This is a genomic window from Candidatus Reidiella endopervernicosa (assembly GCF_013343005.1).
In the GTDB taxonomy this organism is placed as follows: domain Bacteria; phylum Pseudomonadota; class Gammaproteobacteria.
The window spans coordinates 70471-84630 of sequence record NZ_CP054491.1 but is presented as its reverse complement, the minus strand read 5'-3'; the positions used below and the strand labels follow the sequence as shown (position 1 = coordinate 84630).

Sequence of the window (14160 nt, the reverse complement as noted above, 5' to 3'; positions counted from 1 at the left end):
ACGATACTCCGTCTCTACATGGGGTGCCAGCTTCTGAGATGAAAAGAGGTATCGAATTTTCCAATAGAGAAATAGATTGGCTATATAGCTACGCGCTACTAGGGTATTGATTATTAACCAACTTTGGCGCGTGGTTATTCCCGCTCTTTGGGTGGGGTAGCTACTTCGGCAGGGTTGTGCTGGTGCATATATATAAGGTGCGTTGCAGCATCTCCGCTGGGGTGGGGTATGATTCTCGCTCAGGTGTTGCAGAGTGCCGGTCGCTCCGTTAGGTTTTAGAGCGAACTGAGAACAATAATCAAAAAATTCCACGGCTTGTAGTGACAGTGTGCATAACGAAAATCTAAAATCCGGTCTGGTCGCCTGTCATGAGTGCGATCTCCTGCATGAGATCTGTGAGGTGCCGCACCACGGTCGCGCCCACTGCACCCGCTGTGGTGCCGAGCTCTATCGCCATATTCCAAACGGTCTCGACAAGATGCTGGCGCTACAGCTTGCGGCACTGCTGCTGTTTCTAATCGCCAACCTGTTCCCTTTCCTCTCCCTCGAATTTGGTGGTCGTGGAGAGCAGATGCTACTTGCCTCCGCCTCTTTTAAGTTTTTCAGCGCCGGGATGGAGGGGCTGGGGGTGCTGGTCTTTCTTACCAGTGTGCTCTTCCCGCTGATGACTATCGGCGGCATGGTCTACATTCTATTGCCGATTCGACTCGGGTATCGGCCACCGTGGATGTCGCAGGTCTATCGGGTGGTTCGTGTTGTGGCGCCCTGGAGTCTGCTCGGTGTCTTCATGCTCGGCGTGTTGGTCTCGTTTGTGAAGCTGCTCGATATGGCAACGGTGATTCCCGGTGTAGCGCTCTACGCCTTTGCCGCGCTGCTGCTGGTGACGACTATGGCACGTTATATCCACGATGAGTCGGTGATCTGGCCGCTGGTCGGTCACGATGTGGGAGAACGAGTGTTGAGCGGCAGCGCCAGTGAGCATGGGCTATTGCACTGCCATATCTGCGGGCTGCTGAGTGAAGGGCCGGCAGAGGATGAGCATCATGAGCATTGTCAGCGCTGCGGCAGCCAGCTCCATAGTCGTAAGCGTGAGAGTGTGGCGCGTACCTGGGCGCTGATTGCGACTGCAACCATTCTGTTTATTCCGGCTAATGTCTACCCGGTGATGACCATTACTCAGCTCGGCAGCAGTGATTCGAGTACGATTCTGGGTGGTGTGGTGAAGCTGATCGAGAGTGGTATGTGGCCGCTCGCGCTACTGGTCTTTTTTGCCAGTATAGTAGTGCCTGGATTGAAACTGATCGTGCTTACGTTACTGCTGGTGACGGTGCAGCGCGGTTCGCTGTGGCGACTGCGGGATCGCACTACGCTCTACCGTCTTACCGAGGCGGTTGGCAGCTGGTCGATGGTCGATGTCTTTCTGGTGGCGGTACTGGCGGCACTGGTCGATCTCGACGCACTTTCGACCATCAGCCCCGAGGTCGGGGTGAACTTTTTTGCAGCGGTGGTGGTGGTGACGATTGTGGCGGCGCAGAGTTTCGATCCACGACTGATATGGGATAGTGATGAGCGAAGTGGGAGAAAAGAGCTTGAGTAGCGAGCGCGAAGGAGCGCAGGGCGCGCCCAGCCCAAAGATAAAACAGCGTACGGGTCTCTCGGTGGTCTGGTTGGTGCCGTTGATTGCGGCGCTGATCGGCGGCTGGCTGGTGGTGAAGACACTCACCGATCAGGGACCACAGATCACCATCTCCTTTGAGACGGCTGAGGGAATCGAGCCGGGCAAGACGCTGATCAAATATAAAAATGTGCAGATCGGTCTGGTCGAGTCGCTGCAGTTTAGTGACGACTTCTCTCAAGTGACACTCACCGCCAATCTTTCCAAGGAGGCGGCCTCATTCCTGAAACGTGATACCCGCTTCTGGGTGGTGCGGCCACGTCTCGATATGCGCGGTGTCTCCGGGCTCGGTACCCTGGTCTCTGGTGCCTACATAGAGATCGAGCCGGGACGCGGTGCCGACCGACGCCACTTTATCGGTCTAGAGAATCCACCGGTAGTGCGCGAGGGAGATGAGGGCAAGAAGGTGGTGCTGGTCACCGAGAAGCTCGGCTCCATTGGCCAGGGCTCGCCGGTCTACTACCAGGGTCTCGAGGCGGGCGAGGTGCTCGGTTACGAGCTGGCCAACGACAAACGCAGCGTCTTTATCCACGCCTTTATCAAGGCCCCCTTCGACAAGCTGATACATGGCAATACCCGCTTCTGGAATGTGAGTGGCCTCGATATTTCGGCCGACGCCTCCGGTTTCCGCGTGCGAACCGAATCACTCACGTCACTGCTCTATGGCGGCATCGCCTTCGACACACCCGATGGTGGCGAGGTGATGGAGGAGGGGCTCGACGGACTGGTCTTCACCCTCTTTGGTGGTTTCGACAAGATTGAGGAGTATGCCTATACGAAGAAGGTGCGCTTTGTGCTCTTCTTCGACCGCTCGGTGCGTGGGCTGGCAATCGGTGCGCCAGTTGAGTTCAAGGGAATCAAGGTCGGCTCGGTGATCGATGTACGACTTGAGTTCGACACTAACGACGCCACCTTCCACATTCCGGTCACCATTGAGATTGAACCGGAACGGGTCATCGAGCGTGGTGGTGAGGCCTCCACGCCGATACAGATGTTGCAGACACTGGTCGAACGGGGCCTGCGGGCACGACTGCAGACTGGCAGTCTGCTGACCGGCCAGCTCTTTGTTGAGCTCGACATGTTCCCCGGTTCACCCCTCAAGCTCTCAGGTGAGGGCGGTAAGGTGGCCGAGCTGCCAACCCTGCCGGGTGAGTTCGATGAGATCGCCGCATCGGTGAAGGGTATTCTGGTCAAGTTCGAGCAGCTCGATCTTGAGTCGATCGCCAGTGAGCTGGAGCAGACCCTGGCCGGTGCGAACAAGTTGATCAACTCCGATGAGGTTGGCGGTGTGGTTTCCGATGCCAAGACCGCACTGGAAATACTGCGTGGCTTGTTGCAAAAGATCGATAAGCACGCCGAGCCGATGGTCGGCAATCTCGATCAGACCATCGTCGCTGCACGCGATGCAATGAAGAAGCTTGAAGTGACGATTGAGCATGTCGATGGCGTGGTCAAACCGGGTTCACCGACCCTTTATCGTGTCGATCAGATGGCCGAAGAGCTGGCAGAGATGGCACGCTCGATTCGTATCCTGGTCGACCTGCTGGAGCGTGATCCGCAGTCGGTACTGTTTGGTAAAGGGAGAACGGAGTAGTCACCGTGATCCGCTGGGAGATAACAATGTCTAGTTTCTACAGAAATAGCCTGTTGGGCCTGTTGCTGGCAGCGCTGGTTGGCTGCGGCGGATCGACGCTGCCGCATCGCTACTACGTGATCAATGCTGCACCGGCTGAGGCAGCCAGTGAGGTGGTTAACAAACAGCGGGTGCTGCAGGTGGGTTCTCTGCGCCTGCCGCAATATCTCGATCGACCGCAGCTGGTGACGCGCCACTCCGGTAATCGCCTGGCGATGGCCGAACATCATCAATGGGGCGGTAATCTGCGCAAGGATATGATCCGCGTGCTGGCCAAAAACCTCTCCATCATGCTCGAGACACCGCACCTCTATATTGCGCCGCAGCAGCCGAGCGGAAGGCTCGATGTGCGTATCGATGTAGAGGTGATGTCGTTTGAACGTGAGGCCGATGGACAGGTCGCCATCACCGCACAGTGGCGTCTGATCAGTGGTGACGGTAGCGAGATCGAGACTCGCTTCACCAGCCATAAGAGCCCGGTACTGCTCTCCGAAGAGGATTACGAGGGCACGGTGGCGCAGATGAGTCGGGTCTTCTCCGCTATGAGTAGAGAGATCGCCAATGCGATCATTGCGGACGCAGATTAACACCAGCCAGGCTGCCGGGGTGGCCGTCACGTGAGCGTGCGGCCACTGCTTGCGCTACTGCTGTTGGTGTTCACCAGCAGTGGTCTGCTCTATGCGGCTGAGCCGAGTGGGGCGGAGATCATGCAGGGTGCCCGTGAGCGTCACGACCACTTCCCCTACACCTTTGAACGCCAGAGCATGATCCTGGTTGATGCCAACGGCAGTCGCAATGTGCGCCGGATGCGCCGATTTACCCGCATCGAGGATGATGGTCAGCTTAACCATCTGCTGGTATTCGACTACCCGCGCGAGATTGCCGGAGTGGCGCTACGCCTGCGTCGGTTCCCCGATGGAAAGGTGGAGAACGATCTTTACCTGCCAGCCTACGGTGCGCAGCTCAAAGAGAGTGCCGCACATAGTCGTGGTGCGACCTTCCTCGGTTCCGACTTTACTGTGCGTGATCTTACCCCCGAGGTGATTGAGGATTATCACTACCGGCGCGAGGATGATCTGGTCATCGATGATATTGAACACTTCGTGGTGGAGGCGACGCCGAAGGGGCAGGCGATCGCGTTGGCGACCGGATACGGTATGCGACGACTCTTTATCCGTAAGGAGAATCTGTTTCCGATACGGATCGACTACTACGATCGCCATGAACGGCTCTTCAAGCGCGAGACGCGCCACGATATACGTCAGGTTGATGGAAAGATGTGGCGCTCGAACATGATCCTGATGGAAAACTTTCGCAAGCAGCATCGCTCATTGATCAAGATCGATCACCGCATCTTCTCCATCGACTATGTACCCGAGACTCATTTTGAAGACGCATGGGTATTGGAGAATCGTCATCTACCCGGTGCTGATCTGACGCAGCCGGCTGCCACAGATGAAACGAGCAATAGTGCGAGCGAACAGAATAATAACGAACCGGGTTCAGAACCCGTTGAGTAGATAGGGAGCGCAGAGTGTTCAACAGATTACTGATGGTCGGTGTTAACTACCGCATGGCATCACTGCTATTTCTGGTGTTGGTCACAGCGGTCAGTGCATTGGGGTTACAAAAACTGCGAGTCGAAACCGACTTTAGCAGTCTGATCGCGGCCAACGATCCGAAGAAGATGATGTATGACCAGGTGGCGGCGGAGTTCGGCTCCGATAACCGTTCGCTGATCTATGTGCGTGATGTACAGCTCTGGACGCCTGAAAAGCTCGCCTCGCTGGAACGTCTCCACCGTGCGCTGGAGTCGCTCGATTTTGTTGAACGGGTTGAGGATCTCTTCACCCTGCGCTCGATTCGCGACAGCGATGGGGCGATCGATTCGCGTCTGTTGATCGCCGAGGCGCCCGAGAGTGAGGAGGATGCGCGCAGCGCCTACGAGAATGCCAGCTATAACCCGCTGATCCTCGGCAACTATCTCTCCAACGATGGTCGAGTGGTGGCGCTGATGGTGAGCGTGAAGGCGCCGCCCGATGAGCGCGGCTTCGATCATCGTGTAAATGGTGCGCTGGAGCAGATCGTAAACAATTGGAAGGGCGAGTTTGACGAGTTGTTCCAGGTCGGACCGCCACGTATCAATGCCGAGATGCAGGCGAGTCTCTACGATGACCTGGTGCTGCTGGCACCGCTCTCAATGGGGCTGCTGATCGTTACCATCGTACTGCTGCTACGCAGTTTTATGGCGGCAATTATTCCGGTGATCACCTCGATATTGAGCCTGGTCTGGGCCTTCGGTCTGATGGGGTGGTCTGATATTCCGATCAACATTCTTAGCGCAATGATCCCATCACTGGTGGTGGTTATCGGTTCGACCGAAGATACCCACATGATGGCGGCCTACTTCCAGGGTGTGTCAGAGAGTCGAGGGGATCGACGGGCGGCGACACGTTTTATGATGCGCCATATGGGCGTGCCGCTGCTGTTGACCATCCTCACCACCTCGCTCGGTTTTGTCAGTAACATTTTCAACGGTATTGGCTTGATCCAGGATTTCGCCATCGCCTCGGCAGTAGCGATTCTCGCCAACGGTGTGATCACGGTGTTGATGGTGCCGATGCTGCTCGACCGTATCGGACCACGCGGTAGTTCGGTGAACGATGAGAGTGGTCGAGTCGGTGGTCTACCGGGTGTGGTGGTACGACTGTTTGGTTTCTCCCAACAGCGTTTCTCCAGTGCCATTCTGGTACTGACCACGCTGCTATGTGCCTTCTTTATCTACCACGCCTCACAGCTACACGTGACCAATGATCCGCTCACCTACTTCCACAGCGATCGGCCACTGATCCAGGATGTAAATCGGGTGCAGCAGGACCTCTCCGGTATCAAGCTCTTCTTCGTCACTCTTGAATCGAAGGATGAACGCGCCTTTCTCGAGCCGAAAAATCTACGCCGTCTGACAGAGATACAGGAGTTTATCGAGGAACAGGGGGTGTTTGATCGAAGCGTTTCTCTGGCCGATCAGCTGAGTCTGGTCAATAGAGAATTCCATCGCGGCGACGAGGAGTATCGGGTAGTACCCAATACACGCGAATTGGTGGCCCAATATCTGCTCTTCTTCCACCGTAACGATCTACGTAGCTATGTGAGCAACGATTTCCGGCGTACCAACATTGTGGTGCGCCACAATGTCAGTGATTCGGCCACGCTCAACCGCAGTATCAAGGAGTTGGAGGCGGTGGCGGAGGATATTGCCGGCGGTGATATCAAGGCCTATGTGGTGGGTGAGAACCTGATGATCAATGAGTCGGCCGAGCTGCTGATGAGTGCGCAGGTTAAATCGCTTGGTCTGCTGCTGATCGCCATCTTCCTGATCATGTCGACGATGTTCACCTCCTTCATGGGTGGTGTGATCGCACTGATCCCGGCGATGATTCCGATCGTGTTGATGTTTGGTGTGATGGGGCTGTTCGATATCCCGCTCAATCCCGGTACCGCGATGGTGGCGGTGATTGCGATCGGTATCGCGGTCGATGGCACCATTCACCTCTTTTCGCGTTACAACGAGCTCTGTCGCCGCACCTCCGACTACGAGGAGGCGGTACGCCAAACGGTGAAAATGGAGGCGACCCCGGTGGTCACCACCAGCCTGGCGCTCTCGCTCGGTTTCGGTGTGCTACTGCTCTCCAACTTCACCCTGATCGCCCAGTTTGGTGCCCTCTCGGCGTTGACCATGCTCTTCTCGATCTTCGCCAATCTGCTGATCACACCGATCATCATGACCCGTGTACGCGTGGTGGCTCTGCACCAGATTATCGGTCTCTCGGCCTCAAAGGAGGTGCTGCAGGGGAGCCCGCTGTTCAAGGGTATGAGTGAGTATCAGATCCGCAAGGCGATCCTGATCTCCGAGATGCACGACTTTACCGAGGGCGAGATGGTGATTCGCCAGGGCGATGTCGGGCGCAGCATGTATCTGATCCTCTCGGGTGAAGCGGAGGTGCTACGGCGTGTCGGTGGAGATGAGCAGTGCGTGGCACAGCTCAAACCGGGCGAGGTGTTTGGTGAGATCGGCTTTGTACGCGAGACGACCCGCACCGCCGGGGTGCGCGCAGCGAGTGATCTGCACATGCTGCGCTTCGACTTTGAGAAGATCGGCAAGGATCTGAAGTACTTCCCCAACATCGTGGCCAAGATCAATTTCAATATCAGTTGCATCCTTGGCGAGCGGTTGGTCGATGTGATGGAATCGCAGGCAAAGCAGCAGAGCTCGCAGGACTGACTACTGGCCGTCGCTGCCGTCCTGTAGCCTATACCCCTTGGCCCGACGGGTTTTAATGAGGTGGTGAAACGGGTTTAATCGAGCCACTTTACTCAAGCGGATAGCGCACGTGTCGGATCAGCAGACGGAATCAACCCTTACCCTTATCGAAAACGAGCCCTACTACGAGCCAGTGGCGCAGGAGATAGAGGTCTTCGAGGCCGCCTATCGTAACCACCTGCCGGTGCTGCTGAAGGGGCCAACCGGCTGCGGTAAGACGCGCTTTATGGAGTATATGGCGTGGCGTCTGCAGCGACCGCTGATCACCGTCTCCTGTCACGACGATTTGACCGCCTCCGATCTGGTAGGTCGTTACCTGATCAAGGGCGGTGAGACCACTTGGATCGATGGGCCGTTGGCACGCGCGGTACGTGCGGGTGCGATCTGCTATCTCGATGAGATCGTCGAGGCACGTAAGGATACGATGGTGGTGATCCACCCGCTCGCCGATGATCGTCGTGTATTGCCGATGGAGAAACTTGGTGTACAGCTTGAGGCCGATGGCAATTTCGCCCTCTCGATCTCATACAACCCCGGTTATCAGAGTGTGCTCAAGGATCTAAAACAGAGTACCCGCCAGCGCTTTGTCGCGCTCGAATTCGACTATCCAGACTCCGAACTGGAGCAGCGCATTGTGGTCAAGGAGTCGGGGGTCGATGCAGCGCTGGCAACACAGCTGGTCAAGTTCGCCCACATGACTCGTAACCTGAAAGGGAGCGGTCTGGAGGAGGGGGCGAGTACCCGTCTGCTGGTGCACGCGGCGAAGCTGATTGCTGCCGGTATCGATCCGGTGGTCGCCTGTGAGGGTTCGATTGCACAGGCACTGACCGATGATGCCGAGATGCTGGCCGCGGTCAACGAACTCTCTGCCTCGCTTTTCTGATGCCACTTTTCGTCATCTATTGAGTCATTGTGAGTCAGAACAGCGCACTCTCGGTTGAGACGATACTCGAGCAGCTCAACGAGCTGCTCGAGGTGGAGTTCACCTTTATCCATCCCGAGGGGGCGGCCAACGCCGTCGCCCAGCTCCCCCAGGAAGAGCAGCGCTTTCTGCTCGACTGGGTCGGGCGAATCGCCAGTACCAATATTCAGATCGCCTTTCAGTTTCTCGAGCAGGTCGCCTCGCTGATCGATGTGATGGATCGTGAGGTGATCGAGGCGTGGGCGCTCGATGCGGTCGATACCTACGACAGCTCCGGGCTGCGTGCAGCTATTGAAGTGATCGAGCAGGGCGCGGCCTATGTCGAACGGCACCGTGAGCGTCGAGTTGGAGCGCTGCTGGAACAGAATGAGAGTGTGCTGCTGCACTTTATCCAGGGGTTGAGTGGTCGCCGACTCAAACTCAAACCGGGCGGTGTCGAGGCCTATACCGATAGCGAAACACTGTTCCTGCCTAATGTGACCTCACGCATGGTGACAGCCGAGCAGAACTATCAGCTGCTCAAGGCGACGGCGGTCTATCTCTGGGCGCAGACACGGTTCGGCACCTTCCGCCAACCGTTGACCGAGCAGCTAAGTGGCTACGACGATCTTGGTCATGCCATCGCCTGCTTCGCCTCGCTTGAACGACTGCGGCTCGATAGTTATATCGAGCGGGAGCTGCCTGGCGTGGCACGTCAGATGGTCGCGCTGAAAACGGCATTGGGTGAACTGGAGCTGCCGCCGCAGTGGCAGGGGATTCGCGATTTGCTCTCCGTTGCTGACGCGACGGTTGCCGAGTCGGTGGCACTGGTCGAACAGTGTTATGCGCTACCGCCGCTGCAACCGGTCTGCTATCAGGGAGTGATCGATGCCGCAGAGGTGGCCACCGTTGCTGCGGCGCGAATCGAACGTGAGAAAGCGCTACTGCGCATACGCCTCGGTGAAATCTCACGAGAGGTGGAGGAGGGCGAAGAGGGTGAGGAGGGTCGAGACTGCTCTGAGAAGCCGAAACGTTTCGACATTGAGCTACCCGAAGATCAAGTGTCACATCAGCTGGAGAGCTTTGAGCTAACGATTGATGATCATCCGGTCGCACCACCCGAAGATGTGAAGGCGCTGGTCAGTTCGATCATGCTCGACCTGGGCGAGATTCCCGATGAGTATCTGGTTGCCGCCGGTCCTGGTGAATACGATCCAGGTTTCTATCGTGAGGAGGAGGCCGATCCTGATGCAGTGTGGCAGGGAACCTATCACGAGGAGGGGGCCTTCATCTATCACGAGTGGGACTACAAGCGACAACACTATCGAAAGAACTGGTGTGCGGTGCGTGAGCGTGAGGTGAAGCCGGTCGAGGATGAGTTTGTAGCCGAGACGATGGCGCGATACAGCGGCATGATCAAACAGTTACGTAAGACCTTTGAGGCGATGCGCGATGAAGATCGGCTGCTCAAACGACAGGTCGATGGCGAGGATGTCGATATCGATGCGCTGGTTGAGGCACTCGCTGATGCGCAGGATGGCAGTGAGATGAGTGATCGACTCTTTACTCGCATGCACCGTGCCGATCGAAATATCGCGGTGATGTTAATGGTCGATATGAGCGGCTCGACCAAGGGCTGGATCAACGATGCAGAGCGTGAGTCACTACTGCTGCTCAGTGAGGCGCTTGAATCGCTCGGCGATCGTTACGCCATTTACGGCTTTTCGGGTATGTCGCGCAAGCGTTGCGAGCTGTTTCGAATCAAACGTTTCGATGAGCCTTACAATGAGACGGTGCAGGCGCGTATCAGTGGTATTGAACCGCAGGACTATACCCGTATGGGTTTCGCCATTCGTCATCTCAGTCAGCTGCTCAACGAGGTCGATGCGCGTACTCGAATCTTGATTACCCTCTCCGATGGCAAGCCCGATGACTACAACGACTATCGCGGTGAGTATGGCATTGAAGATACACGCCGGGCACTGATCGAGGCGCGCCGTAGTGGCATCCACCCCTACTGCATCACCATTGATGAGCAGGCGCGCGACTACCTGCCCCATCTCTACGGACCAGCCTCATTTACGGTGGTGGATGATGTGCGTCAGCTGCCGCTAAAGGTCTCTGATATCTATCGTCGACTGACGACCTGAAGTGGGGGCTCCTCGCGCTGGGGTATTCTTGCGAACTAAAAAACGCCATACCGTGCGAACGGCGTGGCGTTTTTTTATAGGGTGTGACTCTTTTTTAGAGGATGCAGTTCTTGGTGTATTCACCGGCTTCGTTTGCGCTCCACTCACCCTTGGGCTTCTCTTTCATCTGCTTACACCAGGCATCGCTGCCAACCTCGGGAGAGCAGGCGGTGATGATAAAGAGCAGTGCGGCGAGTGCTGAGATATTACGGATGATTTTAGTCATTGTGATTCTCCTTGTGAGTGAAATCGTTGCTGATTGAGTCGTCTGTTTAGAGCATGCGCTTGAGAATGTCGCGCGCACTCCCTTTGGCGGTGATGCGGTGTTTGAGCGCGCCGAGGATGTGCAGAGTCACCAGCACCATAATTGCGGTGCCCATGATGTGGTGTGCCTGTTTGGCGGCGTTGGCGATCTCCTTATTCTTGCCTATTAGCTGTGGCAGTTCATAGAGATCAAACAGGTTGATCGGGTAACCTGCCGCCGTTGACATCAGATAACCGCTGACTGGAAGTAGGATGAGCAGCAGATAGAGTAGCCCCTGGAGTGCGTTGATGAGCGCGCTCTCGCCACGCGAGAAGTTGACCGGAAGAGGCGGTGCCGGGCTGATCTTTAGCCAGATGATGCGGGCAATCAGAAGCAGAAGAATCACGACGCCGACAGCCTTGTGCTGCCCGTAGATCATCTGCCGAGTGGTGTCGTCCCTGTCGAGTCCGGTCATATAGAGGCCGACACCGATGAGTGCGATGATCGCCAGTGCCATGATCCAGTGAAGTAGTTTTGAGATGGCACCGTATTCGTAGGCGTTGTTGTTCAGCATAGTGATCTCGATTCCCTGTTGTTTTTGTTGTTTCAGGCTACGCCTAGCATAACGGGCGGCGACGTTTATTTAAAACGGCGCATGGATCGTTATCTGGCGTAACGATGCCAGTACTGTTCGAAGGCCTCGGCATCAGTAGGACGGCTGAAGTGAAAGCCCTGGAAGCGGTTACAGCCGATATCATGCGATGAGGGTGGCGAGTGAGGGTTTGCCGAGTAGTGGGAAGGGGTTTGCGGTGAGTAAACCACTGCTGTTGCCGAGTTGAAATAGCAGCATGCTTGCAACGACCAGAATCAGTAGCATGCGCATCATGTAACCATCTTTGAACAGAAATATGTCGCGGAACATAGCGGTCACGCAGAAGCTGGAGCGGTGCATGATGAAGCCGGCGAGCAGTCCGGTCAGCAGCGAGGTGGTAATAATAAGAGTGTAGGGGTTAGTCATTAATACTTATGTGGTTATTATGGTATTTAATATCCCGATGATAGCGGGTTCTTTGTGTTATTAAAAACAGTCTAAATTGGATCTGGCGTGGTTGGTGTGGCTGGCTGCTACCGGTATGCTTGCCGCGACAACTCATTAACGATGCGGGATATCGATGTCACTTGAGATTACCTTAGTCACCCTCTTCACCATTGGTCTGCTGGGTGGCGTCCACTGCGTGGGAATGTGTGGTGGCATTGTTGGTGCGCTGACCTTTGGTCTGGATGCTGAGCGTCACAACAGTGCCGGCCGTATGATGCCGCTACTGCTGGCCTATAACGCTGGCCGTATTACCAGCTATGTCATTGCGGGCGCTCTGTTTGGCGCGATCGGTATGGTGGCCTCACAGCTCGGAGAGCTACGACAGGTGCAACTGCTGCTACAGCTGGTAGCGGCGTTATTCATGCTGGGCATTGGCCTCTATCTGGGGGGCTGGTGGTATGGCGTGACGCGGATCGAGAAGCTCGGTGGTGTACTGTGGCATCGGATCGAGCCGATCGGACGACGTTTCCTACCTGTTCGCACACCTCGACAGGCGCTGCTGCTCGGTATGTTATGGGGCTGGCTGCCGTGCGGGCTGGTCTACAATGCTCTGATCTTTGCCATGACCTCTGGCGATATTATCTCGGGAGCACTGCTGATGTTGGCCTTCGGCCTTGGTACCCTGCCGAATCTGCTGGCGATGGGATTGGTGGCAACACGGCTGACACAGTGGGCACGCCATCTCTGGGTACGGCGGGCGGCGGGTGTGATGGTGCTGGTTTTCGGCTTTTACATGCTGGCTCTGGCGTTACGCGGCTGGTATCCCAGTTAGCCTGCAACCTCCTGACTGAGGGTGGCTTTGCCGCTGATCCCCTTAATGGTTTGCACCGGCAAAAAATCGGCCTGTGGTCGGCTGAGGTAGTAGCCCTGTCCCATATCGATCCCGATCTCCTGAAGTATCGCGAGGATCTCATCGTTTTCAATGAACTCAGCGATCGCTGTCATGTTGAGACTGCGAGCAACATCGTGGATGGCTCGGATAAAGACCTGATCGGTGCTGTCCTGATGTAAGTTGCGCACAAAGCTGCCGTCGATCTTGATGTAGTCGACATTGAGATTTTTCAGGTAGTGGAACGAGGCGAAGCCAACACCGAAATCATCCAGAGCAAAGCTACAGCCGAGCTCGCGCAGGTCGTTAATGAAGCTGCGCGCCTTATCGAGATTCTCAACCGCCACCGTCTCTGTGACCTCAAAGATGATGGCGTGCGGATCGGCGTTTGAGATGGTGATGGTGTTGCGCACCAGCTCCAGGAAGTCGTTATCACCGAAGTTGCGACCCGAGAGGTTAATCGCCAGTTTAACCGGTTCGCCACGCTTCTCACTCACACCCTGGGTGCGAATGGTCTGCTCTACTACCCAACGGTCGATATCGCGTATCAGACCAAAACGTTCTGCGGTGTCGAGGAAGGCGCCGGGCGGTATGAGTGTGTCGTCGTCATCGAGCATGCGTAGAAGCGCTTCGTAGTGGCTGATCGCACCGCTCTTCAGATTGACAATTGGCTGGTAGTGAAGCACAAAACGATCATTCTCCAGCGCCTGGTGAATACGATCCTCCCAGCGTACCTTGTCGTGCATACGAGCCAGCCGAACATCCTGTTCGCAGTAGATATGGTAGCGATTGCGGCCGAGCTCCTTGGCGGCGTACATGGCGGTATCGGCACGGGCCAATAGTTCACTGGGTAGGGTGCCCTGCTCTGGGAACAGTGCGATACCGATGCTGGCACTGACGCGTGAGGCGTGTTCGCCGTGAATCAGCTCCTCGCCGGTGAGTGCCTCGAGCAGGTTGGTTGCTACCTGCTCCGCCTCGCCCTCTTCAACGCGTGGCAGGATAACGCCGAACTCATCACCACCAAGACGACCGAGCACATCGGTATTGCGAAGAGTGCGCTGCAGGCGTTTAGCGACCTGAGTCAGGTACTCGTCACCGGAGTGGTGGCCGTAGGTGTCATTGATATATTTGAACTGATCGAGATCGATGAAGAGCAGGCCGCCGCTGTGCGCGTAGCGCTCGGCGTAGGCGATATGCTGGTCAAGAATAGTCTGGAAACGGCGACGATTGATCAGGCCGGTGAGTGAGTCGTGTTCGGCAAGATAGACG

At 56.3% G+C, this 14160-nt stretch carries 12 protein-coding genes; 8 read left to right on the top strand and 4 right to left on the bottom strand.

Annotation, left to right across the window (positions count from 1 at the left end):
* The first annotated feature begins 328 nt into the window (after nucleotides 1-328).
* From HUE57_RS00425 to HUE57_RS00395, 7 genes are all read left to right on the top strand, one after another.
* A complete protein-coding gene (locus HUE57_RS00425) occupies nucleotides 329-1597 on the top strand; it encodes a paraquat-inducible protein A (protein WP_236725608.1) in 1269 nt (422 codons plus the stop codon).
* Nucleotides 1590-3269, top strand: coding sequence for a PqiB family protein (locus HUE57_RS00420; protein WP_236725607.1), 1680 nt, complete (start codon nucleotides 1590-1592; stop codon nucleotides 3267-3269). The genes HUE57_RS00425 and HUE57_RS00420 overlap by 8 nt, the downstream gene beginning before the upstream one ends.
* A gap of 26 nt (nucleotides 3270-3295) precedes the next feature.
* A complete protein-coding gene (locus tag HUE57_RS00415) occupies nucleotides 3296-3895 on the top strand; it encodes a PqiC family protein (RefSeq protein ID WP_078482401.1) in 600 nt (199 codons plus the stop codon).
* 30 nt (nucleotides 3896-3925) lie between these two features.
* The gene (locus HUE57_RS00410; RefSeq protein ID WP_078482400.1) at nucleotides 3926-4828 is read left to right on the top strand and encodes an outer membrane lipoprotein-sorting protein; all 903 of its coding nucleotides are present in this window, start codon (nucleotides 3926-3928) and stop codon (nucleotides 4826-4828) included.
* Nucleotides 4829-4842: 14 nt separating this feature from the next.
* Nucleotides 4843-7590 carry an MMPL family transporter gene (locus tag HUE57_RS00405; protein ID WP_135621934.1) on the top strand — a complete coding sequence of 916 codons (2748 nt, stop codon included), beginning with the start codon at nucleotides 4843-4845 and terminating at the stop codon, nucleotides 7588-7590.
* A gap of 109 nt (nucleotides 7591-7699) precedes the next feature.
* Nucleotides 7700-8512 carry a CbbQ/NirQ/NorQ/GpvN family protein gene (locus HUE57_RS00400; RefSeq protein WP_078482398.1) on the top strand — a complete coding sequence of 271 codons (813 nt, stop codon included), beginning with the start codon at nucleotides 7700-7702 and terminating at the stop codon, nucleotides 8510-8512.
* A gap of 29 nt (nucleotides 8513-8541) precedes the next feature.
* On the top strand, nucleotides 8542-10680 hold the full coding sequence (locus tag HUE57_RS00395) for a nitric oxide reductase activation protein NorD (protein WP_078482397.1): 2139 nt from the start codon (nucleotides 8542-8544) through the stop codon (nucleotides 10678-10680).
* 94 nt (nucleotides 10681-10774) lie between these two features.
* On the opposite strand, the gene HUE57_RS00390 is transcribed toward HUE57_RS00395, so the two are convergent.
* From HUE57_RS00390 to HUE57_RS00380, 3 genes are all read right to left on the bottom strand, one after another.
* The gene (locus HUE57_RS00390) at nucleotides 10775-10945 is read right to left on the bottom strand and encodes a DUF3012 domain-containing protein (RefSeq protein ID WP_078482396.1); all 171 of its coding nucleotides are present in this window, start codon (nucleotides 10943-10945) and stop codon (nucleotides 10775-10777) included.
* Between the two features lie 46 nt (nucleotides 10946-10991).
* A complete protein-coding gene (locus HUE57_RS00385) occupies nucleotides 10992-11537 on the bottom strand; it encodes a cytochrome b (protein ID WP_078482395.1) in 546 nt (181 codons plus the stop codon).
* Between the two features lie 180 nt (nucleotides 11538-11717).
* On the bottom strand, nucleotides 11718-11981 hold the full coding sequence (locus tag HUE57_RS00380) for a YeeE/YedE thiosulfate transporter family protein (protein WP_174672508.1): 264 nt from the start codon (nucleotides 11979-11981) through the stop codon (nucleotides 11718-11720).
* A 154-nt stretch (nucleotides 11982-12135) separates the two neighbouring features.
* Here HUE57_RS00380 and HUE57_RS00375 point away from each other — a divergent pair, with 154 nt between their 5' ends.
* Nucleotides 12136-12834: a sulfite exporter TauE/SafE family protein gene (locus HUE57_RS00375; RefSeq protein WP_078482392.1), complete on the top strand. Its 699-nt coding sequence runs from the start codon at nucleotides 12136-12138 to the stop codon at nucleotides 12832-12834.
* Here the strand turns inward: HUE57_RS00375 and HUE57_RS00370 are convergent.
* Nucleotides 12831-14099, bottom strand: a complete 1269-nt coding sequence (locus HUE57_RS00370; protein WP_236860740.1) for a putative bifunctional diguanylate cyclase/phosphodiesterase — start codon at nucleotides 14097-14099, stop codon at nucleotides 12831-12833. The genes HUE57_RS00375 and HUE57_RS00370 overlap by 4 nt on opposite strands.
* Nucleotides 14100-14160 lie beyond the last annotated feature (61 nt).